Source organism: Longispora urticae (assembly GCF_053902585.1).
Genome location: NZ_JAQZSH010000041.1, coordinates 252,622 through 277,515 on the forward strand (window position 1 = coordinate 252,622; position 24,894 = coordinate 277,515).

Sequence of the window (24,894 nt, forward strand, 5' to 3'; positions counted from 1 at the left end):
GAGCACGATCATCCGACGGGTACGGGTGCCCGCGTCGCCTCCCGCACGGGCCTCGGCGCGGGGCGGAGCAGGACCGCGGCCAGGAGCGCCGTGGCCAGCAGCGCCAGCGCGCCGACCCGCAGCGCCAGGTGCAGGCCGTCCACGAACGCCGCGTCCGCCGCAGCGCGCACCGGTCCGGACAGGTCCGCGCCGCCGACCGCGATCCGCTGCCGCTCGCTTTCCGGCACCCCGAGGCCGCCCAGCGGACCGGCCAGCGCGGCGGACATCCGGCTGGACAGCACCGCGCCCAGGACGGCGACGCCCACCACCCCGCCCAGTTCGCGCAGCATGTTGACGGTGGCCGAGGCCATGCCCGCCTCGGCCGGGGCGACCCTGCCCAGTACCGCGATGGACACCGGCGCGAACGTCAGTCCCATGCCGGCGCCCAGCACGCACAGCACCCAGACGTACTGGGCGTAGCGCGCGTGCTCGTCGTACAGGGAGAGGCCGGCGAGGGCGACCGCGCACAGGGCCACGCCCGTCACCACGGGCCACCGGGGACCGATCCGGGCGGCGACCGCCCCGGACAGCGGCGAGGCGACCACGATCATGGCCGTCATGGGCAGCCCGGCCAGGCCGGCGTCCGACGGGGTCCAGCCCATCACGCCCTGGAGCAGCAGCGGCAGGAAGAACGAGGTCCCGAAGACGCCGAAGGTGACCATGAACCCGGACAGCACGGCCCCGGTGAGGACCCGGTCGCGGAAGAAACGCAGGTCCAGCATCGGGTCGGCGGTCCGGTGCTCGACGAGGACGAACGCGGCCAGCGTGACCAGGGCGAACGCGCCCCAGCCGAGGACCACCGGGTCGGTCCAGCCGCGCACCGGGCCCTCGACGAGCGCGTACACGAGCCCGCCGAGGCCGAGGGCGGCGAGCACCTGGCCGGGCAGGTCCAGCGTGCGGACCCGGGCGCCGGGCAGGTCCAGCGTGCGGGCCGGAGCCCCGGGCGCGTCCGACGTGCGGACCCGGACACCGGGCAGGGCCAGCCGACGGACCCGGGCGCCGGGCAGGTCGGTGCGGCGCGTCCGGGTGGCCATCTCCGGGAGTACCCGCAGGCCGAGCGCCAGCGCCGCGATCCCGACCGGGACGTTGACCCAGAACACGCTGGCCCAGCCGAACGCCTCGACCATCGGCCCGCCGACGACCGGCCCGACCGCGAGCCCCAGGGCCGAGACCCCCGACCACAGCCCGATCGCGCGGGCCTGCTCCCGGGGCCCGGTGAACACGTGCCGCAGCATCGCCATGCTGCCCGGGGTGAGCAGGGCCGCCCCGAGCCCCTGGAGCATCCGGGCGGCGACCAGCGTGCCGATCGAGCCGGACAGCGCGGCACCGGCCGACCCCGCCGTGAACAGGACGAGGCCGGTCAGGAAGATCCGCCGCCGCCCGTACCGGTCGCCGAGGGTTCCGCCGGTGAGCAGCAGGGCGGCGAACACGAGGCTGTAGCCCTCGACCACCCACTGGAGCCCGCCGACCCCGGCGTGCAGCTGCTGCCCGATCCGGGGGAGCGCGTTGTTGACGATGACGTTGTCGAGCATCGCCATGAACATGGTGCCGCACAGCGTGGCGAGCACCAGTCTCTTGCGTCGAGCCTCCATCGGAGAGTCCCTAACGGTGTTAGATGGTTGGTCCCCGCAGAGGATGCCTCTAACGGTGTTAGATTGCAACCGTGAATTCCGAAGCGACGCCCGGACTGACCCGCGACGCCCTGGTCCGGGCCGCGGTCGCGGTCCTGGACCGCGAGGGCGTCGCCGGCCTGTCCATGCGCAAGGTGGCCGCCGAGCTCGACGTGAAGGCCGCCTCGCTGTACTGGCACGTCCGCAACAAGGAGGAGCTCCTCGACCTGCTCACCGACGCGCTGATGGCCGACGCCGAGCCCCCGCCCCGGCGCGGGGACTGGCGCGCCCAGTTCCGGGAGTACTTCACCGCCTACCGCCGGCACCTCCTCGACCGGCGCGACGCCGCCAAGGTGATCGCGGGCCGGTTCGGCCTCGGACCGAACATGCTGCGGTTCGCCGAGGACCAGCTGTCCCGGCTGCGCGAGGCCGGGTTCTCCGACGCGGACGCGACGATGGCGACCTATCTCCTCGGTACCTATGTGCAGGGTTTCGTCCTGCAGGAACAGTCGCCGTTGACCGCCGCCGAGACGACGGGCGCGGGGCGGCGCGAGGTCGCCTCGGCCGTCGCCGACCAGCTGCGCGCGCTGCCGGCGGACTCCTTCCCGAACCTGGTGGAACTGGCCGGCGACCTGACCGGACCGACGATGGACGACCGGTTCGGCTACGGCCTCGAACGCATCCTCGACGGCCTGGCCACCCGCCTGCCGCCGGCCTGACGGGGGCGAAAACGGGTCGCCGGCCCCACCGGCCACTTGCCACACTCGGGACCCCACCGAGAATCGAGGCCGCGTGCACTCCGCGATCACCGTCACCCCGGGCCAGCTCCCCGACGTGCTGCTGCACGCCGCCGTGGTCCGGCCCGTCTTCGTGTGGGGCGCCCCCGGCATCGGCAAGAGCTCCCTGGTCAGGGACTTCGCCGCCTCCCTCGGCCTGGACTGCGTGACCCTCGTCGGCACCCAGCTCGCCCCGGAGGACCTGATCGGGGTGCCGCAGCTGGTCGACGGGCGCAGCCGGTTCGCGCCGCCGGAGTCCATCGCGCGCGACGAGCCCTACTGCCTCTTCCTCGACGAGCTCAACTCCTCCGCCCCGGAGGTGCAGAAGGCCTTCTACTCGCTGATCCTGGACCGCCGGATCGGCGGGTACGAACTCCCGGCCGGCTCCATCGTCATCGGCGCCGGCAACCGGGCCACCGACAACGCCCTCGCCCGGCCGATGGCGTCCGCGCTGGTCAACCGGCTGATCCACGTGCACCTGCGCGCGTCGGCCGCCGACTGGATGGCGTGGGCCGTGCCGGCGGGCGTGCACCCGTGGGTGGTGGACTACCTGACCGAGCGGCCCGACCAGCTGTGGCGGGACCCGCCGAAGACCGAGGAGCCGTTCTCCACCCCGCGCAGCTGGCACATGCTCTCCGACCTGCTGCACTCCTACGGCGACGACGTCGGGGAGGACATTCTCCGGGTACTGGCCAACGGCGCGCTCAGCCCGCCGCACGCCTCGGCGTTCACCGCGTACGTGAAGGTGGTCCGGCACCGGTTCGGGCTGGACGCGATCCTGCGCGGCGACGTCGGCTGGCCGGCCGCGCCCCAGGACCGCGACCTGCTGTACTTCCTGGCCGAGACGTTCCGGGCCCGCCTCGCCAAGGAGCTGCCCGCCGACCGGGAGCACGGCTCGGCCCGGCTTCGGCAGCTCTCGCACCGGGCGAAGGGGCTGCTGGTCGAGCTGGCGGAGCTGTCCCAGGAGTGCGCGCAGCTCGTCATCGCACCCGGCGCCGACGGCCTGCCGGTACTCCCCACGTGGTTCCTGGTCGAGGTCGGCCGCGACCTGCCCCGCCTCGTCGCGGCCCGGTCCTGACATGGCCGGCGTGCCGCCCCGGGCCCGTGTCGCGATCGAGCCCCGCGGCCTGTTCCCGGCTGTGACCGCGGCGTCGACTGTGACCACCGGTCAGGAGGCCTGACGTGGCCCGCAAGCCCGCGAAGCCCGACCCCTGGGAGCTGGCCTACGACCAGCGACCACCGGCGCGCGGACGCCGACGAGTGGGCCTGGGTCCTCGCGCACTGCGCGCTGCACCTCGGCCTCGGCCACCTCGACGCCGACCGCCCCCGCCCGTTCGACGACGCGTACCGGGCCGCGTGCTGCGTCGCCGTGCTCCGGTTCCAGGGGGAGCTCAAGCTCGGCCGGTCGCCGTTCGCGCTGCCCGCCGTGCTGCCCGTGGCCGACGAGGGGCGCCTCGCCGAGCGGTGGCGGCTGGAGGGCGTGCCGGCGGAGTACCGCGGCCGGTTCTGCGACCTGTCCGACGCGGTCGAACCGCCGCCGGGCTGGGGGCCGCCCCGGACCCACCGGTGGCAGGAGGCCTTCGCCCTCGGGCTGGTCGCCGCCGCCTCGGAGGCCGTCCGCGCGGCGGGCACCGACTCCCGCGCCGGGCTGCCGGACCGGTCCACGCCGTGGGAGCGGGCCCGGGGCTGGTTCGTGTCCTCGTACCCGCTGCTGGGGGCCCTGGCCGGGCAGTTCCGGATCGTCGCGGACGCCGAGCTCGCCCGGGGCTGGGAGATCTCGGTCGCCGCGATCGACCCGGCGGCCGGCGAGATCTACGTCAACCCGCTGCACCGGCTGTCCGAGCCGGAGTGGCGGTTCGTGCTCGCCCACGAGATGCTGCACGCCGCGCTGCGGACGGGGGACCGGATCGCGCACCGGGACCCGTACCTGTGGAATGTGGCCTCCGATTTCGTCATCAACGGCTGGCTGGTCGAGATGGCCGTCGGCGAGCTGCCCGACGGGCTGCTGTACGACCCGGCGCTGGCCGGCCTGTCCGCCGAGGCCGTCTACGACCAGATCACGAGGAACCTGCGCCGGTACCGCAAGCTGGCCACCCTGCGCGGCCGGGGGCTCGGCGACGTGCTGTCCGGGGTGGGCACCCCGCCGCGCGGCGTCGACCTCGACGAGTACTACCGCCGCGCCCTGCTCACCGGCCTCGTCTTCCACGAGTCCCAGGGCCGGGGGCTGCTGCCGCGCGGGCTGGTGGACGAGATCCGGGTGCTCGACCAGCCGCCCCCGCCGTGGGACGCGCGGCTCGCCCGCTGGTTCGACGAGCACGTCCGCGCCCCGGAACGGCGCCGGTCCTACGCCCGGATGTCGCGCCGGCAGTCCGCGAGCCCCGACATCCCGCGCCCGGGCTGGCTGCGCCCCGAGGACCTCGAACGCAGGAACACCTTCGGAGTGGTACTCGACACCTCCGGCTCCATGGACCCCGCCCTGCTCGGCAAGGCCCTCGGCGCCATCGCCTCCTACGCCACCGCCCGCGACGTACCCGCCGCCCGGGTGGTGTTCTGCGACGCGGCGGCCTACGACGCCGGCTACCTGCCCGTGTCCGAGATCGCCGGCCGGGTGAAGGTCCGGGGCCGGGGCGGCACGGTGCTCCAGCCCGGGATCCGGCTCCTGGAACGGGCGGAGGACTTCCCGGCGGACGGGCCGATCCTGGTCATCACCGACGCCGGCTGCGACGTGGTGCGGATCCGCCGCGAGCACGCCTTCCTGGTACCGGCGGGCGCCCGGCTGCCGTTCACCCCGCGCGGCCCGGTGTTCCGGCTGCGCTGAACCGGCTCCCGGGCCAGGCGGTGCCGGGGCCGCCGGCCGCCGGGCCGAACAGGACACACATGACGGGGGCCGCCCAATCATCGCCATCCGCCCGAACGTTCGGCGAATGCCTCGTTTCGCCTGCGCCGCCATGATCACAGTCCGGTGTGGAGGGTGCGTTTTCGCAGCTCAATAGTCATTGACATTGCGTGTCATAGTTTTTGTAACGGGGCTGCACGACGGAAGTAGGTTCATGATCGAGTTTGTCGACGCGGCACTCGGTTTCCCAGCGGTGATCTTCGGTTTCCTCCTGCTCGTCGTCATCGGCTACTGGCTGCTCGTCGTGGCCGGCGGCGCCGACGCCGACGCCCTGGAGGGCGATCCGGGCGCGGCCGGCGGGTTCGCGGGCGCGCTGGCGACGCTGGGCTTCGGCGGGATCCCGCCGATGGTCGCGCTGTCCGTCCTGATCCTGGTGGCCTGGTTCGTCAGCCTGGTGGGCACCGTGCTGACCGCGGGCCTCACCGGTCTTGCCGGGCTCCTGGCCGGCCTCGCCGCCCTCCTCGCGGCCCTGGCCTGCGGCTGGGCCGTCACCCGGCTCCTCGCCCCGCCGCTGCGCCGGCTGCTCCCGGCCGACAACGGCCCCTCCCGCACCGACTTCGTCGGCCGGCCGTGCGTGATCCGCACCGGCCGGGTGACGCCCGACTTCGGCCAGGCCGAGGTCACGTCCGACGACGGCTCCTCGGCCATCGTCCAGGTCCGCCAACCCGGCACGGAAGCGTTCAGTGCCGGCAGCAAGGCCCTGATCTTCGACTACGACGCCGACGGCGAGTTCTTCTGGGTCACCCCTCTCGACCCCGTGCTCGACGCCGGTCTCCCGCCCCACGGACAGAGGTAGCACAACACGATGAATGCCATCAGCACCGGGATCGGCGTGTCCCTCGCCGTCGCCCTCCTCCTCATCCTCGCCCTGTTGTTCATGGTCAGTCGGCTGTTCCGCAAGGTCGAGCAGGGCAAGGCGCTCATCGTCTCCAAGGTGCGCCGGGTGGACGTCACGTTCACCGGGGCGATCGTGCTGCCCGTGCTGCACAAGGCCGAGATCATGGACATCTCGGTCAAGACCATCGAGATCACCCGGACCGCGGGTGAGGGCCTGATCTGCCAGGACAACATCCGGGCGGACATCCGGATCACCTTCTTCGTCCGGGTCAACAAGACCGTCGAGGACGTCATCAAGGTCGCCCAGGCGATCGGCACCATGCGGGCCAGCGACGAGACCACGCTGCAGGAACTGTTCAGCGCGAAGTTCTCCGAGGCGCTCAAGACCGTGGGCAAGCAGCTCGACTTCGTGGACCTGTACACCAAGCGGGACGAGTTCCGCGACCAGATCATCCAGGTGATCGGCACCGACCTCAACGGGTACAGCCTGGAGGACGCCGCGATCGACTACCTCGAGCAGACCCCGATGGCCAAGCTCGACCCGGCCAACATCCTCGACTCGCAGGGCATCCGGAAGATCACCGAGCTGACGGCGATCGAGCACGTGAAGACCAACGAGTTCCGCCGGCACGAGGAGAAGGAGATCACCCGGCAGAACGTCGACGCCCGGGAGGCGATCCTGGAACTCGAACGCCGGCAGAGCGAGGCCGAGATCAAGCAGACCCGCGAGATCGAGACGATGCGCGCCCGCGAGCAGGCCGAGACCGACAAGGTCCGCGCCGAGGAGCGGCTGAAGTCCCGCGCCGCCGACCTGCGCACCGACGAGCAGCTCGGGATCCAGGCGCAGAACCAGGCCCGCGAGATCGCGGTGGCGGAGAAGAACAAGGAACGCGTCATCGCCATCGAGACCGAGCGGATCGAGAAGGACCGGATGCTCGAGGTCATCGCCCGCGAGCGCGAGACCGAGCTGTCCACGATCTCCAAGACCAAGGAGGTCGAGGGCGAGAAGCGCGCCGTCGCCGAGGTGGTCCGCGAGCGGATCGCCGTCGACCGCACGGTCGCCGAGCAGGAGGAGCACATCAAGCGGCTCCGCGTGGTCGAGGAGGCCGAGCGCACCCGGCAGGCCGTCGTGATCCAGGCCGAGGCCGAGGCGCAGGAGTCCCTGGTCAAGGACATCAAGGCCGCGGAGGCCGGCGAGGCGTCCGCGAAGTTCAAGGCCCGCGAGGAGATCCTGCTCGCCGAGGCCCGCCAGCAGGCCGCCGAGCTCGACACCCGGGCCCGGATCCGGCTCGCCGAGGGCATCCAGGCCGAGGCCGCCGCGCCCGGTCTGGCCCAGGCCCAGGTCCGCGAGCGCGACGCCGCCGCGATCGAGAAGGTCGGCCGGGCCGAGGCGACCGTGGAGAAGGAGAAGGGCCTGGTCGAGGCCGCCGTCACCCGCGAGCAGGGCATGGTCGAGGCCGCGGTGACCCGCGAGCAGGGCCTGGCCGACGCCGAGACGATCCGCGAGAAGCTCAAGGGCGAGGCCGAGGGTCTCACCGACAAGGCCGCCGCGCTCGGCGCGCTGGACGACGCGACCCGCCAGCACGAGGAGTACCGGCTGCGGCTGGAGGCCGACAAGGAGGTCCGGCTCGCGGGCATCGAGGTGCAGCGCTCCGTCGCCGAGTCCCAGGCGCTGGTGCTGTCCGCCGCGCTGGAGAAGGCGAAGATCGACATCGTCGGCGGCGACACCCTGTTCTTCGACAAGCTGGTCGGCTCCATCACGCTCGGCAAGAGCATCGACGGCTTCATGGACCACTCGGACGTCGCGCAGGCCGTCGCCAAGCCCTACATCGAGGGCCAGGCGAACCTGATCGAGGACGTCGGCCAGGCGCTCGGCGGCGGCGGCATCCAGGGCATGACCCTGTCCGCGCTGCTGCTCCAGCAGATCACCCAGGGCGGCTCCGAGGCCGACAAGCTGAAGGAACTGCTGGTCACGCTGCGCGGCCTCGGGCTCGCGGACGTGCCGGTCGCCGCCCTCGGCGCGGCGAAGTAGCGCGGCGCGGATGACGGAGACGACACCGCCCACGGCGGGGACGGGCTCCACGGCGGGCCCGGGGACCAGCTCCCCGGGCACCACCGGGGCCACCTCCCCGGCCGGCGCCGGAACCACCCCCGGCGCGGCCCTCGACGCCGGCACCTACGAGGTCCTCCGCACCCGGCTGGCCGCCCAGGCCGCCGACCTGGCCGCCCGCGCCGAGGCCCTCAACGCCCGCCGCCTGGGCGTGTTCGGCGGCGCGGAACTCCGCCTGGTCGGCACGGAGCGGATCCGTACCGAGCACAACTGCGTGCCGCGGGACATCGTCTCGGTCGGCGGGCTGATGCTGTTCGGGTACAACGTGTTCATCGGCCTCAAGCGCGAGACGGCCGTGGACGACGTGTTCTCCCTGCACCGGTTCACCCGGGACGGCGACACCCTCGGCTTCGAGGCCCCGGGCCCCGACGAGCTGCCCGGCCTGCTGCGCGACCCGCAGTTCGGCCGGGACTTCGCGGAGCTGTACCGGTACTACCGCGAGGCCCGCCTGCTCCAGCTCCGCCGGCTCGACGACCGGCTGCTCGCCGTGTTCCAGACCGGCCCGCGCCCCGACGACCTGCGGGTGCTGCGGTGGAACGTCGCGGTCGACGGCACGGTGTCCTACCTGGACGCCCGCGGCGAACGCGACCACGTGTTCCCCGCCCCGCACGACCTGGAATGGGTGGAGGCTACCCGCGACGACCACGTCCTGGGCCGGCACCCGCACATCTCCATCGGCGACGAGGTGTTCGTCGAGACGGTCGGCGGCGACCTGACGGTCAAGGTCGAGAACAACACCGAGTCGGGCGCGGGCGTCTACAGCGAGCCGGTGGACGAGCCGTTGCAGAGCCTCGCCGACGCGGAGGTGTACCACGCCCGGGTCGGTTCGCTGATCCTGTTGAAGATCCGGCCGTACAAGGAGACGGTCTGGCGGTACCTGGTCTTCAACACCAAGACCCGCGACGTGGTGCGCCTCGACGCGATCGGCCAGGCGTGCCAGCGGCTCCCCGAGGACCACGGCATCATCTTCCCCGGCGGGTACTACCTGGTCACGGGCGTCAGCCGCACCTTCGACACGGACGTGACGAGCCTGGAGTTCGAGCGGGCGATCCGGGCGACGAACGGCGAGGACGTGCTCTACGTCTTCCACGCCCGGGCCGAGGGCCGCACGCTGCTGCTGCCGTACAACCTGATCCGCAAGGAGGTGGCGGCCCCGCTGGCCTGCCACGGGTACTCGCTGTTCGACGATGGCACGCTCGTCGTGTTCCGGGCCACCTCCGAGGAGCCGACCCGGGTACACGCGATGCAGGTCTGGCAGACCCCGTACCAGTCGGACACCTACGCCGCTTCGCAGCCCGTCGGCACCGGCCCGCTGGAAAGGATCGGCAACGCCGAGCTGGTCCGGGGCATCTCCGAGTGCCTGTCGGTGGCCAGGATGGTCGGGGAGATGGCCCCGTCCGGCCCGGTGTTCGAGGGCATCATCGCCTCGTGCGCCCGCGCGGCCGACAACTACCACTGGCTCGGCGAGGCGGAGCTGGGCGACCTGAGCGGCCCGCTCGCGGCCCTGCGCGGCACGGCCGAGCAGGTGCTCGACGAGTTCGAGACGGTGCGCGCGCTCACCGAGCAGGCCACGGCCGCGCTCACCGAGTCGGCGAACCGGATCGCGTCCCTGGTCCGGCTCGCGCGCGGCGAGGCCCCGGAGACGACCGAGGGCTGGGTCGGCCAGCTGGCGAACCTGCGCCAGGCGCGCGGCCAGCTCGTCACCCTCCGCGAACTGCGCTATGTGGACACCGCCCGGATCGACACCCTGACCGCCGAGCTGGACACGGAGCTCGCCGCCGCCGCCCAGCGCGCGGTCGGGTTCCTCCAGAAGCCGGACGCGTTCACCGGGTACCACGCCGAGGTCGAACGGCTCGTGGTCGACGCGGGCGCGATCGGCACGGTGGCCGAGTCCGGTCCGGTCGGGGAGCGGCTCGCCGCCCAAGCCGAGGGCCTGGAGGTGATCACCGAGGTGGTCGGCGGGCTGGAGATCGCCGACGCCACGGTCCGGGTCGCCATCCTGGAACGGATCAGCGAGGTGCTCGGCGGGGTCAACCGGGCCCGGGCCACCCTCGACGGCCGGCGCCGCGAACTGCTCGACGTCGAGGGCCGCGCGGCGTTCGCGGCCGAGTTCGCGCTGCTGGGGCAGGCCATCACCGGGGCGCTGGCCTCGGCGGACAGCCCCGAGCGGTGCGAGGAGCAGCTGGGCCGGCTGCTGCTGCGGCTGGAGGGCCTGGAGTCCCGGTTCTCCGACTTCGACGACTTCCTCACCGAGCTGGGCTCCAAGCGCACCGACGTGTACGAGGCCTTCGCCACCCGCCGCCAGGGCCTGCTCGACGAGCGCGCCCGCCGGTCCGACCGCCTGGTCGAGTCGGCCGAGCGGATCCTCGGCAGCGTGCACCGCCGGGTCGCCGGCCTGTCCTCCCTGGACGAGGTCAACACGTACTTCGGCTCCGACCCGATGGTGGCCAAGCTGCGCACGGTGGCCGACGAGCTGCGCGCGCTCGGCGACGCGGTGCGGGCCGAGGAGCTGGAGGGCCGGGTCAAGGCCGCGCGCCAGGAGGCCGGCCGGGCCCTGCGCGACCGGCTCGACCTGTACGCGGACGGCGGCGAGACCATCCGGCTCGGCCGGCACCGGTTCGCCGTGAACACCCAGTCCATCGACCTGACCCTGGTGCCCTCCGACGGGCGGATGGCGTTCGCGATCACGGCGACGGACTACCGCTCGGCGGTGCTCGACGAAGGGTTCGAGACGACCCGGGAGTTCTGGGACCAGCTCCTGGTGTCGGAGTCCCCGGAGGTGTACCGGGCCGAGCACCTGGCCGCCTCGGTGCTCGCCGACGCGGAGGACGCCGGCACCCTGACCGCGCTGCACGAGGCGGCCGTGGTCGACGGCGGCCTGCGCGACCTGGTCCGCAAGGTCGCCGAGACCCGCTACGACGAGGGGTACGAGCGGGGCGTGCACGACCACGACGCCGCCGCGCTCCTCGACGCGATGCTCCGGCTGCACACCGGCGCTGGCCTGCTGCGCTACCCGGCGGCGGCCCGGTCGGCGGCGGCGCTGTTCTGGGCGTTCGGTTCCGACGAGGCCACCAAGGCGCTGTGGTCGCGCCGGGCGGGCTCGCTGTCCCGGGCCCGCGCCGCGTTCGGCCGGACGGGCGCGATCGGCGAACTCTGCGGCGAACTGGGCGCGGCCGTCGGGGAGTTCCTCGGCGCGGCCGGGCTCGACGACCTGGGCGGGCACGCGGCGCTCGCGGGTGAGTACCTGTTCGAGGAGCTCGCCGGCACCCCGCTCGGCTTCGTGACCAGCGCGGGGGCGCGCACGCTGCTCGACCGGTTCCGGCGGGCGCTCGGCGGGCCGGCGTCGAAGTCGGGGCTGGACTACGAGGAGGACCTGCGGGCGCTGGGCGACGACCTTGCGGCGCGGTACCAGCTGGTGACGGCCTGGTTGACGGCGTTCCTGGCCACCGGCGGGTCCGGGGACGCCAGCGCGGCGCAGGACCTCGCCGAGGCCGTCGCCATCGAGCTGTGCGGCAAGCACCTGCCCCGGCACGAGTCCTCCGCCGCCCTCACCGCCACGGTGGACGGCCTGCTCGGCTCGCACCCCCGGATCAGCTCCCGCCGGCTGGACCTCCGTCTGGACGAGACCGTCGCCCGGACCCGGAGGTTCCGCGCCGAACGGGTGCCGGCGTTCCGGGCCTACCAGCGCCGCCGCAACGAGCTGGTCGCGGCGGAACGGTCCCGGCTGCGGCTGGAGGAGTACCAGCCGAAGGTGATGAGCGCCTTCGTCCGCAACCGGCTGCTCGACGAGGTCTACCTGCCGCTGATCGGCGACAACCTCGCCCGGCAGCTCGGCGCGGCCGGGGACGCCAAGCGCACCGACCAGATGGGCCTGCTGCTGCTCATCTCGCCGCCGGGGTACGGCAAGACCACCCTGATGGAGTACGTGGCCAACCGGCTCGGTCTCGCCTTCGTGAAGGTCAACGGGCCGGCGCTCGGGCACGGGGTCACCTCGCTCGACCCGGCCGAGGCGCCCAACGCGACCGCGCGCCAGGAGGTGGAGAAGATCTCGTTCGCGCTGGAGATGGGCAGCAACGTCCTCCTCTACCTCGACGACATCCAGCACACCTCGCCGGAGCTGCTGCAGAAGTTCATCTCGCTCTGTGACGCCCAGCGCCGGATCGAGGGCGTGTGGGACGGGAAGACGCGGACGTACGACCTGCGGGGCAAGCGGTTCGCGGTGTGCATGGCCGGCAACCCGTACACCGAGTCGGGCCAGCGGTTCCGGATCCCGGACATGCTCGCCAACCGGGCCGACGTGTGGAACCTGGGCGACGTGCTGTCCGGCCGCGAGGACCTGTTCGCGCTCAGCTACGTGGAGAACGCGCTCACCTCCAACCCGGTGCTCGCGCCCCTGTCCACCCGCGACCGCGGCGACATCGAACTGCTGCTCCGGCTCGCCCGGGGCGACGACACGGCCCGCCCCGACCAGCTCAGCCACCCCTACTCGGGGCCCGAGCTGGAGCAGATCCGGGCCGTCCTGCGCAACCTGCTCCGCGCCCAGCAGGTGGTGATGGCCAACAACCGGGCCTACATCGCCTCGGCGGCGCAGTCCGACGCCTCGCGCACCGAACCGCCGTTCCAGCTCCAGGGTTCCTACCGGAACATGAACAAGCTGGCCGAACGGATCGTGCCCGTGATGAACGACGCCGAGCTGGAGGCGCTGATCGACGACCACTACCTCGGCGAGGCGCAGACCCTGACCTCCGGCGCGGAGGCCAACCTGCTCAAGCTCGCCGAGCTGCGCGGCACCCTGACCGCCGCCGGGGCCGCCCGCTGGGCCGAGGTGAAGGCCGGGTACCTGCGGGCCCGGGCCCTCGGCGGCGACTCCGACGACCCGATGAGCCGGGCGGTGGGGGCCGTGGGGCTGCTCGCCGACCGGATGGGCGGCGTGGAGTCGGCGATCGAACGGGCCGCCGAACGCCTGGCCGGCTAGCGCGGGGCCGGGACGCTTCCCGACCGGTCACCACCACGCACCGGGGCCGATCCTCACCGAGGGTCGGCCCCGGCGTGCTGAGCAGGGGTATCTCGCTGTCGCGCCCAGCCCGGGGTCGAGTGTGGACACTGCCCGTCGAGGGGTGGCGGAGGCTCCCTATAATCCTGTTATAGAGTCAGGGCACTTCAAGATCACTCGGGGGTACGGATGGCTGTCAGGTTCGCGCCCATGTCCCCGGACGACCCGCCCATGGTCGCCGGCTACCCGCTCCGTGCCCTGATCGGGGCGGGCGGCATGGGCCGGGTGTATCTGTCGTTCAGCCCCGGCGGCCGGGCCCTGGCCGTCAAGGTGGTCCGGCCGGAGTTCGCGCAGGACCCCGAGTTCCGCCGCCGCTTCGCGCAGGAGGTCGCCGCCGCCCAACGCGTCCAGGGCCTCTACACGGCGCAGGTCGTGGACGCCGACGCCCACGCGGCGCTGCCCTGGCTCGCCACGGCGTACGTGCCCGGCCCGCCCCTGCACCAGGCCGTCGCTGAGCACGGCCCGCTCCCGCTGCCGACCGTGTTCCGGCTGCTCGCCGGGGTCGCCGAGGGTCTGGCCGCGATCCACGCGTGCCGGATCACGCACCGCGACCTCAAGCCGGCCAACGTCCTGCTCGCCGACGACGGCCCGCGCGTCATCGACTTCGGCATCGCGCACGCGGCCAACGCCACCACGGTCACCCGGATCGACACCCGGGTCGGCACGCCCGCGTTCATGGCCCCCGAGCAGGTCAGGGGCCTGTCGGTCACCCCGGCCGCCGACGTGTTCGCCCTGGGCAACCTGGCCGTGTTCGCCGCGACCGGCGCGACCGCGTTCGGCGAGGGCCACCCGGACGCCCTGCTGTTCCGGATCGTCAACGAACCCGCCGACCTGTCCGCCAGCCCGCCCGAGCTGCGCGCCATCGTGGAGCGCTGCCTGGCCAAGGAGCCCGGCGACCGGCCGGACCTGACCGAGGTGATGGCGTACGCGCGGGCCCAGACCCAGGGCCAGACCATGCTGTTCGCGGGCTCCTGGCTGCCCCCGGCGGTGGTGACCTCCCTGGGGGAGTACGCGACGGCGGTGGACCCGCGGCTGGCCCCGACCTGGGCCGAGGTGACGGCACCCGTGCCGCCGGGCGGCGCCCCAGAGGCGGGTCAGGGGTCCGGGGCGGGGCCGACGCCCGCAGCTGGGCAGGGGGCCGGGGTGCCGCCGCTGCCCGGGACGACGCCCCTGCCCGGGACGACGCCGCCGCCGGTGGCCGGAACGGGCGGCGGAGCCGGGCACATGGACGACGTCACGGTCATCGGAGGGCGCGAGCCCGGAACCGGATCCGTGGTGGGGCAGGCGTTCGAGGTGGGGCCGGGCGCCGGCCGGAACCCCGGCACCGAACCTCCCGTCGGCCCGTGGCCCCACCCGGGGAGCGGGCCCCACCAGGGCGCCGCCCCCTACCCGGGCAGCGGACCGGACGCGGGCGCCACTCCCCACCCCGGCAGCGGACCCGCGAGTGGCGCCCCCTACCCCGGGAGCGGACCCGACGCGGGTGTCGGACCCTACCCCGGGACCGGCCCGCACGCCGGACCGGGACCCTACGCCCAGCCCGCCCCCGGCTGGAGCGCCCCCGCCTTCGGACCGCCGGTCGGCCCGGGCCCCGGCAGGTCCGGCAACACGGCGAAGATCCTCGCGGTCGTGGCGGCCGGCGTGGTCGTGCTGGCCCTGTGCGCCTTCGGCTCCCTGCGGGCGTACGGCATGGTCAGCAGGATGGTCGCCCACAACGCGTCCAGCTCGGACTCCGACCGGACTCCGGCGTCGACCCGCGGCACCCCCGAGGCGTCGACCAGGCCCACCTACGAACCGCCGAGCCCCACGCCGTCGTTCGACCCGGACACGATGAACGACGCGGACACGGACCGTACCCCGCAGACGTCCGACGCCCTGTTGCCGGACAGCTTCACGGACAGCAACGGCCGCCGTTTCACTCTCAAGGCGGCGGGCTCCTGGTCCTGCGTCACGACGAGCCAGACCCAGGAGGTCCAGGACCTGCTGACCCGGAACCGCTGCGTCAGCGCCATGACCGGCAGTTACATCGACGCGGACGACACGATCCTGGTCAGCGTCAAGATCCGGGCGTTGAAGGACCGGGCCACGGCCAAGACCGTGCACGACGCGTTGGCGAAGACCCCGGTGGGCGCCTCGGGCATCTACTGCCCGCAGTCCGGCCCGGGCGCGACGGTCTGCGACGGGGACTACAGCGAGACGTTCAAGCGGGCCGTGAAGAAGGGCCAGGTCGGCAGCGAGTACCGGTACGTGATCGACGCCGACGCCGTGTTCGTCGACATGCGGGAGGACACCCGGGACGGGCCGGCCCTGCAGGCCGCGGTGGAGAGGGCGATGGCCACGGCCGGCCCCCGGAACGTCACCCGCTGACAGGCCGGTGCGGTACCACGATGATCTGGTGTTCGTCCTCGTAGACGACCCGTCCGGGGTCGGCGGACTCCACCCGGACACACGGGACGGCGTGCGCGGCGAGGATGTCCAGGTACCCGTCGATCCGGTCGAGCAGGTGCGCGGCGTCCACCTTGAACCAGGCCGCGGCGCCCGGGTGCAGGTCCTCGTCGTAGACGGTCGGGTCGACGGTGCTGGGGTCGGTGTAGGCGGCGTCGTACCAGTCGTTGTTGGCGCGCCGGAACCGTTCCTGCTCCTCGGTCAGCCTGCCCTGCTTCGCGAGGGTGTTGACCAGCCCGAACACCCCGACGAACCGGCCTTTCGCGTCCGCGACGGGACTCTGGTACCGCAGAAAGATCGTCACTCTGCCACTGTCGCACGCGGTCCCGCGGCGCGGCCGAGACGGTCGGACCAGGCCCGCAGGTGCGCGGTGAACTCCGGCGGCCCCAGCACCTCGAACTCCGCCCCGGTGATCCCCAGCGCGAACAGGCCCCAGTCCAGCGAGTCGGTACCCATCGCGACCCGGCACCGCCCCGGGCCCGCCTCGGTCACCGTCGCCCACTGGCCGATCCGGGGCCGCACGTCCGCCGCTTCGGCCTCGACCAGCGCCTCGACCTGGTACCGCCCGGCGGGCCGCCCGTCCAGCCCGGCCCGGACGAACGCGGCGGCGTCGGCGGCCGGCAGGTCCCGGGGCCGGAACCGGGCCCCCGTGCCGTCGGGCGCGGTCAGCCGGTCGAGGCGGAAGCTGCGCCAGTCGTTGCGGGTCAGGTCGTAGGCGACCAGGTACCAGCGCCGGCCCAGGCAGACCAGACGGTGCGGTTCGACGTGCCGCTCGGAGGACGCGCCGCCCTGCGCGGTGTAGGAGAACCGGAGCCGCTCCTCGTCCCGGCAGGACTGGGCGACGGTGGTGAGCACGCCGGCGTCCACTGTGGGGCCGTCGTCGAGCCGTGCGGGCACCGTGACGGCGCGCAGTGCGGCCATCCGCTTCCGGAGCCGGGGCGGCATGACCTGCACGACCTTGGTGAGCGCGCTGATCGAGGACTCCTCGATGCCGGCGACCGCGCCCAGGGCCGCCGTCTGCAGGCCGATCGCGAGGGCCACGGCCTCCTCGTCGTCGACCAGCAGCGGGGGCAGGGACGCGCCGGCGGCCAGCTGGTAGCCGCCGTCCACGCCGCGTTGGGCGTCGACCGGGTAGCCGAGTTCGCGGAGCCGGTCGACGTCGCGGCGCAGGGTGCGCGGGGAGACGTCGAGCCGGTCGGCCAGTTCCGCGCCGGGCCAGTACCGGTGGGTCTGCAACAGGGACAGCAGCCGCAGGGTCCGGGAGCTCGTGTTCGCCATGGTCCCAGTGTGGCCGAGATTGCGGTCAGAAAGTGGCCGGAATGGCTCCTAGTGTGGTTTCCAGGAGATCGAAACCACGCGCAAAGGGGTACCAGCCATGACGTTTCTCGTGACCGGAGCGACCGGTACGGTCGGCCGCCAGGTGGTCGGTCAGCTCCTCCGGGCCGGCCAGCGGGTCCGCGCGCTCACCCGGAACCCGGCCACGGCCGGACTGCCCGACGGGGTCGAGGTGGTGGCCGGCGACCTGACCGACCCGGCGAGCGTCGCGCCCGCGCTGCAGGGCGTGACCGGGCTGCACCTGATCACGTTCGGCGGCGGGGGCGCGAACCCGTACGCGCCGCTGGCGACCGGTCCCGAGATCGTCGACCTGGCGGTGCGGGCCGGGGTGCGGCGGATCACGGTGCTGCTCGGCGGCGCGCCCGGCCCGCTCCAGGCGGCGGTGGAGGCCAGCGGTCTGGAGTGGACGCACCTGGCGCCGGTGGAGTTCATGGCCAACCTGCTGGAGTGGGCGCCGTCGGTGCGGTCGGAGGGCGTGGTCCGGGAGGCGTTCGCGCGCACCCGCAGCGCGCTGGTGCACGAGACCGACATCGGCGCGGTGGCGGCGACGGTGCTGGTCGAGGGCGGGTACGCCGGCCGGACCCTGACGCTGACCGGCCCCGAGGCGGTCACCCGGCCGGAGAAGGTGCGCACCATCGCCGAGGCCATCGGGCGCGAGGTGCGCTACGTCGAGTTGAGCGAGGCGGAGGCGCGGGCGCGCTGGGCGGGGGAGGGGTACCCGGCGGAGGTGATCGAGTTCTTCGTCGAGGTGCACGGGAACACCCCGGAGATCGGGTACACCGTGGTGCCGACGGTCGAGCAGGTCACGGGGCGGCCGGCGCGGTCGTTCGAGCAGTGGGCGGCGGAGCACGCGGACGCGTTCCGGGGCTGAGCGCCCGCGGTGTGCGGGTGGCACGCGACGCGCCGCCCGCACACCGGACGCGGTCACTCCGCGACCAGCACCTCCCGGTGCTTGAGCGTGCCGTCCAGGAACCGCTCCCGCGCCCCGAACGTCGGCGACAGCGGCGAGCCCACCACCCGCGGGTTCGCCCCGATCGGCGCGCCGAGGAACTCCCACATGTTCATGTCCGGGTACCGCACGGCCTGCGCGTAGTGCACGTCGGCGGTCAGCCACACCAGGTTGCGCACGTTCGCCTTCCTCCACGCGCCGAGCAGTTCGCCCAGCTCGTGCTCGTAGGCGACCCAGTCGTCGTACGGGGGCTCCGTCGAGCGCATCGTGGACACCGGGCACGAGGTGACGAGGACCTTCCAGCGGGCCGAGCTGTCCCGGACCTTGCTGAGCAGCCAGCGGAACTGCCGCTCGCCGAGCATGGTCTTGCCGGGGCCGGATCGGCAGGCCGGGCGGTCAGAAGGCCGTGATCGTGGTCGGGGCGCGTTCGGCGCGGCTGAGGGCCCGCAGCACCGCCGTCGGACCGTGCCGGCGCACCGCCAGCCGGGACAGCAGGTCCACCACCGTGTCGACCGCGCCGCCCGGCAGCTCCGGCGTCGGCACGCCCACGCTGACCGCCAGGTCGTCGGAGTGCACCGCGAGCTCCATCATCCGGGTGACGAGCAGGTCGTCGAGCGTCAACGACCACGGGCCCCAGAACGGGATCCGCACCGCCCGGTCCGGCTCCCTCGCCAGCGTCGCGTCCAGTTCCGCGATGGCGGCGTCCACCCGCGCGGCCAGGGCGTCGGGCCCGTCGGCCGCCTCCTGGTCGCCCCCGGCGCGGATCCGGACGTTGATGTCCTCGTCCGGGGCCGTGCCGACCCACGCGACCCGGCCGTAGTGCTCCAGGACCGGGATGGTGCGCTCCTCCGGCACCGGGCCGGCGAGGATCGTCGGCACGGCCAGGACCTGGTACGCCAGGTGGCCCGCCAGGCCGCCGACGCTGAACTCGGCGAGCGCGCTCGGCCCGTCCCACCGGGCGGCGACCGCCGGGTCCCGCAGCAGGCGGGCGGCGGTGCGGGCCGTGGCCAGGAAGTCGTCTCGGATGCCGGTCATCCCATACCCTCCACAGGTGCTGGTCGGTGTGCCGCTCCGACCGTATCCGGTCGCCCGGAACACCGGTCAGCGCCGGCCCACCGCGAGCCGGAACGCCCCCGGGTCCAGCGCCAGCGGCAACGGCCCCCGCACGGGCAGCCCCGCCGACAGCAGCCGGTACCGGCCCCGGTCCAGGGACCGGCCCACCAGCTCCGTGGCCATCAGCAGCCCGAGGTCCTCGCCCGTCCCGCCCGGGCCGAGGGGGAAGAACCCGGCGCCCGGGCGCGGGTCCCGGAGGTCGGGCCGGAACGCGTCGGGCTCCTCGACGGACCGCGCGCGCTCGTGGAACGCGGCCGGCACCAGGAGGGGGGTGCCCGCGGGGAGGAGCTCGCCGTCCCAGTCCAGGTCCCGGGTGGTCTCCCGGAACAGGTCGCCGGCCGGCGGCCACAGCCGCAGGGTCTCCAGGACGCACGCCCGCGCCGCCTCGGGGTCCCTGCGGGCCCGGTCGCCGAGGGCGGGTTCCCCGGCGAGCACGACGAGGGTGGTCAGGCCGGTGTCGGCGAGGATGTCGAAAGCGAGGAACCAGTGCGCGATCCGACCGACCGGGACGCCGTCGGGCCCCGCCGGGCCGTTGGACGCCGCGCCGAGGCCGCCCGCCGCCGTGGGGCCACCGGTGCCGGCCGTCGTGTCGCCGGTGCGGCGGGCCGCCATCTGGTCGCCAGCCACGAGGTCCGAGGTGGGGGCCGCCCGGCCGCCAGCCGTGGTCTCGGCGGCGAGGGCCGCGACGAGGCTGCCCGGGGCGGCGGCGTCCAGGTAGGACCGGAACCGTTCGGCGAGCCGGTCGTGCGCGGCCCGGGCCCGCTCGGTCCGCCAGGGGCGGGTGCCGAGCCAGTTCCCCTCGGACCGCAGCTCCAGGTACAGGCCCGTGACCTCGGCGTCGTCGGCCGCCGCGTCGCCGAGCACGATCCGGCGGGCCATCCGGTCCACGGAGTTCTGGAACACCGCCCGGGTCAGCACCGCCCGGGCCGCGAGCAGCCGACCGACCTCCTCGTCGATCACCCGACGGACGATCGCGGCGTGCGGGTGCCCCGGGGCGGCGGGCCCGTGCAGTACCCGGAGCAGGCCGTTCGTGCCCAGCACCAGCAGTGCCGGGCCCCGGGGATCCCCGACCCAGACGGCGTCGCCGTAGGTCGCGCGGAACCGGGCGAGCAGCGCGCCGGGCAGGCGGACGGTGTCGTCCCGGGCCGCCCACCGCCGGGGGACCAGCGCCCGCCGGAGCAGGGCCGGCACCCGGTGCCGCAGCCCGAACCGCAGGTGGTCGGCGGCCCCGACCCGGGCGAGTCCCCGGGCGGGCGGCGCGACGGGCACCCCGGCGGCGGCCTCCCGCACGGCCGTGGCGACCTCCGTCCGGGCACCCGCCCCGGATGGCGGGCGCCGGTCGAGGGTGGGGATAAGAGACATCAACCCTCCAAATAGAATATTAAAGACATTTGACCTGACTCTAACCGCACATCCGCGCGCACCCGCACCCTGGAGGTCCCCGGTATGAACGCCGCCCCACAGCCCGCCGTCGTCCTCGTCGACGGCGACGTCCTGGCCCGCGAGGAGCTCGTCGCCGGGCTCCGGGCCCGCTACCTGGACCGGTTCCGGGTGGTCGGCGCGTCCGGCCGCACCGAGGCCCTGGCCCTGGCCCGCCGGTTGCCGCAGGTCGGCTCGCCGGTCGCGCTCGTCGTCACCCAGCAGCACCTGACCGACGGCCTGGGCACCGAACTGCTCGCGACGCTCCGCGACGACCAGCCCGGCGCGAAGCGGGTCCTGCTGTGCGCGGCCACCGACGCCGACGCCGCCTTGGACGCGATCAACCGGACCGGGCTGGACCGCTACCTGGTGGCGCCGTACCTGCCCGCCGAGGAGCGGCTGTACCCGGCGCTGGACGACGTGCTGTTCGACTGGGACGCGCAGAACATGGCCGCGCACCTCGGGGTCCGGGTCACCGGCCACCGGTTCGCCGCCCGGTCGTACGAGGTCAAGGACTTCCTCGCCCGCAACGTGGTGCCCTTCGAGTGGGTCGACACCGAGGACGAGGCGGCCCCGACCACGGTCGCGCTCGGCGACGGCCGGTCGTTCACGGACCCGAGCCTCGCGGAGCTGGCCCGGGAGCTGGGCCTGACCCAGGAGGCGACCCGCGACACGTACGACCTGGTCATCGTCGGCGGCGGACCGGCCGGCCTGGCCGCCGCCGTGTACGGCGCCTGCGAGGGCTTCTCCGTGCTGATCATCGAGGACGACGCCCCGGGCGGGCAGGCCGGCAGTACGTCCACGATCGAGAACTACCTGGGCTTCCCGTCCGGCCTCACCGGCGCGGACCTGGCCCAGCGCGCCCTCGCCCAGGCCAAGAGGTTCGGGGTGGAGTGGCTGTGCACCAGCGTCGCCGCCGGGCTGCGCGCGGGCGACGACGGCGTGAACCGGGTGGTGCTCGCCGACGGGGCGGAACTGGCCGCCCGGGCCGTACTCGTCGCGACCGGCATGTCCTACCGGCGGCTGGAGGCCCCGGGCGTGGCGGACCTGCTCAACGCCGGGGTCTACTACGGAGCGTCGCTCACCGAGGCCGGCCAGACCACGGGGGAGGACGTCTACATCCTCGGGTCGGGCAACTCCGCCGGCCAGGCGGCCCTGTACTTCGCCGAGCACGCCCGCTCCGTCACCGTCCTGGTCCGGGAGAAGTCCATCCACGCCTCGGCCACCTCGAACTACCTGATCGAGCGCCTCGTCGACCACCCGGCCGTCGTGCTGCGCGAGGGCGTCGAGCTGGCCGAGGCGATCGGGCAGGGCCGGCTGGCCGCGCTGGTGCTCCGCGACGTCGCGACCGGGGAGACGGAGACCGTGCCGGCCGGCTCGCTGTACATCCTGATCGGCACCACCCCGTGCAGCTCCTGGGTGGCCGACGCGGTCGGGCTGGACGAGTTCGGCTTCGTCCTCACCGGACCGGACGTGCGGTCCCGGCCCGACCGGCTGCCCGTGCCGTGGGCGGCCGACCGGGAGCCGCTGCTGATGGAGACGTCGATGCCGGGGGTGTTCGCGGCGGGTGACGTGCGGGCCGGGTCGGTGAAGCGGGTCGGGTCGGCGGTCGGGCAGGGCGCGGTGGCGACCCAGGCGATCACCCAGTACCTGCGGGGCTGACCGAGAGCCGCCCCAGGGTTACAGCTGGCCGAGCCGCCTCGCCGCCTCGGCCAGCTCCGCCCGGTCCGCCGTCGCCGCGAACCCCAACCGCAGGCACGCCTCGGGCGGCTCGGCCGCGAAGTACCGGTCGCCGACGCTCACCGCCACCCCCACCTGGCGCGCGGCCCGGGCCTCCGCCGGGGCGTCGGCACCCGCCGGCAGCCGGATCCACAGGTGCAGCCCGCCGCCGACCGGCCGGGCCACGGTCCACCCGGGCACCTCCCGGGCCAGGGCGGCGGCCAGCTCCGCGTGCCGGTCGCGCAGCGCCGCCGCCAGGCCCCGGACGTGCCGGTCCCACCCGGGCGAGCTGACCAGCTCCAACGCCGCCTCCTGGAGCGGCCGGGGGACGAAGAAGTCGTCGACCCGGCGCAGGGCCCGCAGCCGTTCCATCACCGGGCCCCGGGCCACCAGGGCCCCGACCCGCAGGCTGGGCGCGGCGGGCTTGGTCAGCGAGGTGAGGTACACGACGGTGCCGTCCCGGTCGTCGGCGACCAGCGGCCGGGGCGTCGGGCCGCCGTGCCCGAGGTGCCGGGCGAAGTCGTCCTCGACCACGAACGCGCCGGCCGCCCGGGCCACGTCCAGCACCTGCCGGCGGCGGTCCGCGGACAGCACGGTCCCGGTCGGGTTGTGGTACGTCGGCTGGCAGTAGAACAGCCGGGCGCCGGTCATCGCGAACGCGTCGGCGAGCAGGTCGGGCCGGACCCCGTCGTCGTCCATCGGCACCGGCACAGGGCGCAGGCCGGCGGCCCGGGCGGAGGCGAGCGCCCCGGGATAGGTGGGACATTCGACGAGTACCGGGCTGCCGGGGGCGGCGACCGCGCGGAACACCATGGACAGCGCGCTCTGGCCTCCGGCCGTGACGAGGACGTCCTCCGGGGTCACCCCGCCGCCCGCGACGCCGGCGAACACGGCGCGCAGCGCGGCCAGCCCGCTGGTGGGGGCCCGGTCCCAGGCGTCGGGGCGGCGGGCGGCCCGGGCCAGGGCCGCGCCCAGGGCCCGGGTGGGCTGCAGGGACCGGTGCAGGTAGCCGCCGTCGAGCATGAGGGTGCCGGCGGGCGCGGGGCCCAGACCGTCCGTGATGGACCGGGTGTCCACGGCCCGGTCGGTGAGCGCGATCGTCTGCCAGGCGGTGTCGGCGGGGCCCTCGCCGGGCCGGGTCCGGGGCGTCGCGGCGTAGGTGCCGCTGCCCGGCCGGGTGACGACCGCGCCCTCGGCGGCCAGCTGGGCGATGGCCCGGGCGACGGTCACGGGGCTGACGTGGTGGCGCGCGATCAGTTCGCGGCTGCTGGGCAGGCGGTCGCCGGGGGACAGCCCGCGGAGCAGCGCCCGGAGGGTGGTGACCAGATCGACAGAAGTGCTACTGTCTGACATGAGTACCAAGGATAGCGCTTTTGTTTCCCCGGGGGAATCGCTACTCGACGTCGCCGCGCTGCGGGCCGACACCCCCGGCTGCGAGCGGGTCACCCACCTCAACAACGCCGGCTGCGGGCTGCTCGCCGCCCCCGTGCTGGCCACGATGCTCGACCACCTGACCCTCGAATCCCAGATCGGCGGCTACGAGGCGTCCGCCGCCCGCGCCGACGGGGTGCGCGCCTTCTACACCGAGATCGCGGCCCTGATCGGCGCCCAGCCGCACAACATCGCCTTCGCCGGCAGCGCCACCCACGCCTACGCCACCGCGCTGTCGTCGATCCCCTTCGCGGCCGGCGACGTCATCCTCACCACCCGCAACGACTTCGTCTCGAACCAGATCGCCTTCCTGTCCCTGAAGAAGCGGTTCGGGGTACGGGTCGTGCACGCCCCCGACGCGCCCGAGGGCGGGGTCGACGTCCCCGCGATGGCCGCCCTGATGCGCGAGCACCGCCCCCGGCTGGTGGCCGCCACCCACATCCCCACCAACTCCGGCCTCGTCCAACCCGTCGCCGAGATCGGCGCGCACTGCCGGGAACTGGACCTGCTGTACCTGGTGGACGCGTGCCAGTCCGTGGGGCAGTACCCCCTCGACGTGACCGCCCTCGGCTGCGACCTGCTCACCGCCACCTGCCGCAAGTTCCTCCGCGGCCCGCGCGGCTCCGGCTTCCTCTACGTGTCCGACCGGTTCCTGCACGCCGGGTACGAGCCGCTGTTCCCCGACATGCACGGCGCGAGGTGGACGGCCCCCGACGCGTACCGCCGGTCGGACACGGCCGCCCGGTTCGAGGAGTGGGAGTTCCCGTACGCGACGGTGCTGGGCTGCGCCGCCGCCACCCGGTACGCCCGCGACGTCGGCATGGAGGCGATCTCCCGGCGCACCCCGGCGCTGGCCGCCCGGCTGCGCAGCTGGCTGGAGGTCATCGACGGGGTGGGGGTCCTCGACCGGGGGCCGGAACTGGGCGCGCTGGTCACGTTCGCCGTCGAGGGGTGGCAGGCGCAGCCGTTCAAGGCCGCGCTCGACGCCCGGGGCGTGAACTCGGCGCTGAGCTTCCGCGAGTTCGCGCAGTTCGACTTCGGGGACAAGGACGTGGACTGGTGCCTGCGGCTGTCCCCGCACTACTACAACACCCACGACGAGATCGAGCGGGTCGCGGGGCTCGTGGCGGAACTGGCCGCGGCGGGCCTCCGGTGACCCCGACCC

General features: G+C 74.2%; 16 protein-coding genes and 1 pseudogene. 10 read left to right on the top strand and 7 right to left on the bottom strand.

The features are described from left to right. Positions 1-8: 8 nt before the first annotated feature. Positions 9-1,631, bottom strand: coding sequence for an MFS transporter (locus tag PT931_RS28875; protein ID WP_456248857.1), 1,623 nt, complete (start codon positions 1,629-1,631; stop codon positions 9-11). 71 nt (positions 1,632-1,702) lie between these two features. On the opposite strand from PT931_RS28875, the gene PT931_RS28880 reads away from it, so the two are divergent. The 7 genes from PT931_RS28880 (at position 1,703) to PT931_RS28910 (ending at position 15,685) form a co-directional block, all read left to right on the top strand. Next, complete coding sequence (locus PT931_RS28880; protein WP_456248858.1) at positions 1,703-2,368, top strand: TetR/AcrR family transcriptional regulator; 666 nt, start codon at positions 1,703-1,705, stop codon at positions 2,366-2,368. Between the two features lie 73 nt (positions 2,369-2,441). Continuing rightward, positions 2,442-3,503: an ATP-binding protein gene (locus PT931_RS28885; RefSeq protein ID WP_456248859.1), complete on the top strand. Its 1,062-nt coding sequence runs from the start codon at positions 2,442-2,444 to the stop codon at positions 3,501-3,503. A 291-nt stretch (positions 3,504-3,794) separates the two neighbouring features. After that, entirely contained in the window at positions 3,795-5,243 is a 1,449-nt protein-coding gene (locus tag PT931_RS28890) for a vWA domain-containing protein (protein WP_456248860.1), read from the top strand. 232 nt (positions 5,244-5,475) lie between these two features. After that, positions 5,476-6,117: a hypothetical protein gene (locus PT931_RS28895; RefSeq protein ID WP_456248861.1), complete on the top strand. Its 642-nt coding sequence runs from the start codon at positions 5,476-5,478 to the stop codon at positions 6,115-6,117. Between the two features lie 9 nt (positions 6,118-6,126). After that, a complete protein-coding gene (locus tag PT931_RS28900; protein WP_456248862.1) occupies positions 6,127-8,190 on the top strand; it encodes a flotillin family protein in 2,064 nt (687 codons plus the stop codon). 10 nt (positions 8,191-8,200) lie between these two features. Beyond that, complete coding sequence (locus PT931_RS28905) at positions 8,201-13,243, top strand: DNA repair ATPase (protein ID WP_456248863.1); 5,043 nt, start codon at positions 8,201-8,203, stop codon at positions 13,241-13,243. Positions 13,244-13,450: 207 nt separating this feature from the next. Then, complete coding sequence (locus tag PT931_RS28910; RefSeq protein WP_456248864.1) at positions 13,451-15,685, top strand: protein kinase domain-containing protein; 2,235 nt, start codon at positions 13,451-13,453, stop codon at positions 15,683-15,685. Here PT931_RS28910 and PT931_RS28915 read toward each other — a convergent pair. Further along, complete coding sequence (locus PT931_RS28915) at positions 15,675-16,067, bottom strand: hypothetical protein (protein WP_456248865.1); 393 nt, start codon at positions 16,065-16,067, stop codon at positions 15,675-15,677. The two genes, PT931_RS28910 and PT931_RS28915, sit on opposite strands and share 11 nt — an antisense overlap. Then, the gene (locus tag PT931_RS28920) at positions 16,064-17,041 is read right to left on the bottom strand and encodes a helix-turn-helix transcriptional regulator (RefSeq protein WP_456248866.1); all 978 of its coding nucleotides are present in this window, start codon (positions 17,039-17,041) and stop codon (positions 16,064-16,066) included. Before PT931_RS28920 ends, PT931_RS28915 begins: the two co-directional genes overlap by 4 nt. Positions 17,042-17,138: 97 nt before the next feature. Here PT931_RS28920 and PT931_RS28925 point away from each other — a divergent pair, with 97 nt between their 5' ends. Next, on the top strand, positions 17,139-17,969 hold the full coding sequence (locus PT931_RS28925; RefSeq protein ID WP_456248867.1) for an NmrA family NAD(P)-binding protein: 831 nt from the start codon (positions 17,139-17,141) through the stop codon (positions 17,967-17,969). Between the two features lie 53 nt (positions 17,970-18,022). On the opposite strand, the pseudogene PT931_RS28930 reads toward PT931_RS28925, so the two are convergent. The 3 genes and pseudogenes from PT931_RS28930 to PT931_RS28940 form a co-directional block, all read right to left on the bottom strand. Then, positions 18,023-18,418: pseudogene (locus PT931_RS28930) on the bottom strand (alkaline phosphatase D family protein); the annotation flags it as partial. Positions 18,419-18,443: 25 nt separating this feature from the next. Next, positions 18,444-19,082: a maleylpyruvate isomerase N-terminal domain-containing protein gene (locus PT931_RS28935; RefSeq protein WP_456248868.1), complete on the bottom strand. Its 639-nt coding sequence runs from the start codon at positions 19,080-19,082 to the stop codon at positions 18,444-18,446. A gap of 66 nt (positions 19,083-19,148) precedes the next feature. Continuing rightward, positions 19,149-20,522, bottom strand: coding sequence for a hypothetical protein (locus PT931_RS28940; RefSeq protein ID WP_456248869.1), 1,374 nt, complete (start codon positions 20,520-20,522; stop codon positions 19,149-19,151). 84 nt (positions 20,523-20,606) lie between these two features. Here PT931_RS28940 and PT931_RS28945 point away from each other — a divergent pair, with 84 nt between their 5' ends. Then, the gene (locus PT931_RS28945) at positions 20,607-22,241 is read left to right on the top strand and encodes an FAD-dependent oxidoreductase (protein ID WP_456248870.1); all 1,635 of its coding nucleotides are present in this window, start codon (positions 20,607-20,609) and stop codon (positions 22,239-22,241) included. A gap of 18 nt (positions 22,242-22,259) precedes the next feature. On the opposite strand, the gene PT931_RS28950 is transcribed toward PT931_RS28945, so the two are convergent. After that, entirely contained in the window at positions 22,260-23,651 is a 1,392-nt protein-coding gene (locus PT931_RS28950; protein ID WP_456248871.1) for an aminotransferase-like domain-containing protein, read from the bottom strand. On the opposite strand from PT931_RS28950, the gene PT931_RS28955 reads away from it, so the two are divergent. Continuing rightward, positions 23,650-24,885 (top strand): aminotransferase class V-fold PLP-dependent enzyme, encoded by a 1,236-nt coding sequence (locus PT931_RS28955; protein ID WP_456248872.1) that lies wholly within the window; start codon positions 23,650-23,652, stop codon positions 24,883-24,885. The two genes, PT931_RS28950 and PT931_RS28955, sit on opposite strands and share 2 nt — an antisense overlap. Positions 24,886-24,894: the final 9 nt, after the last annotated feature.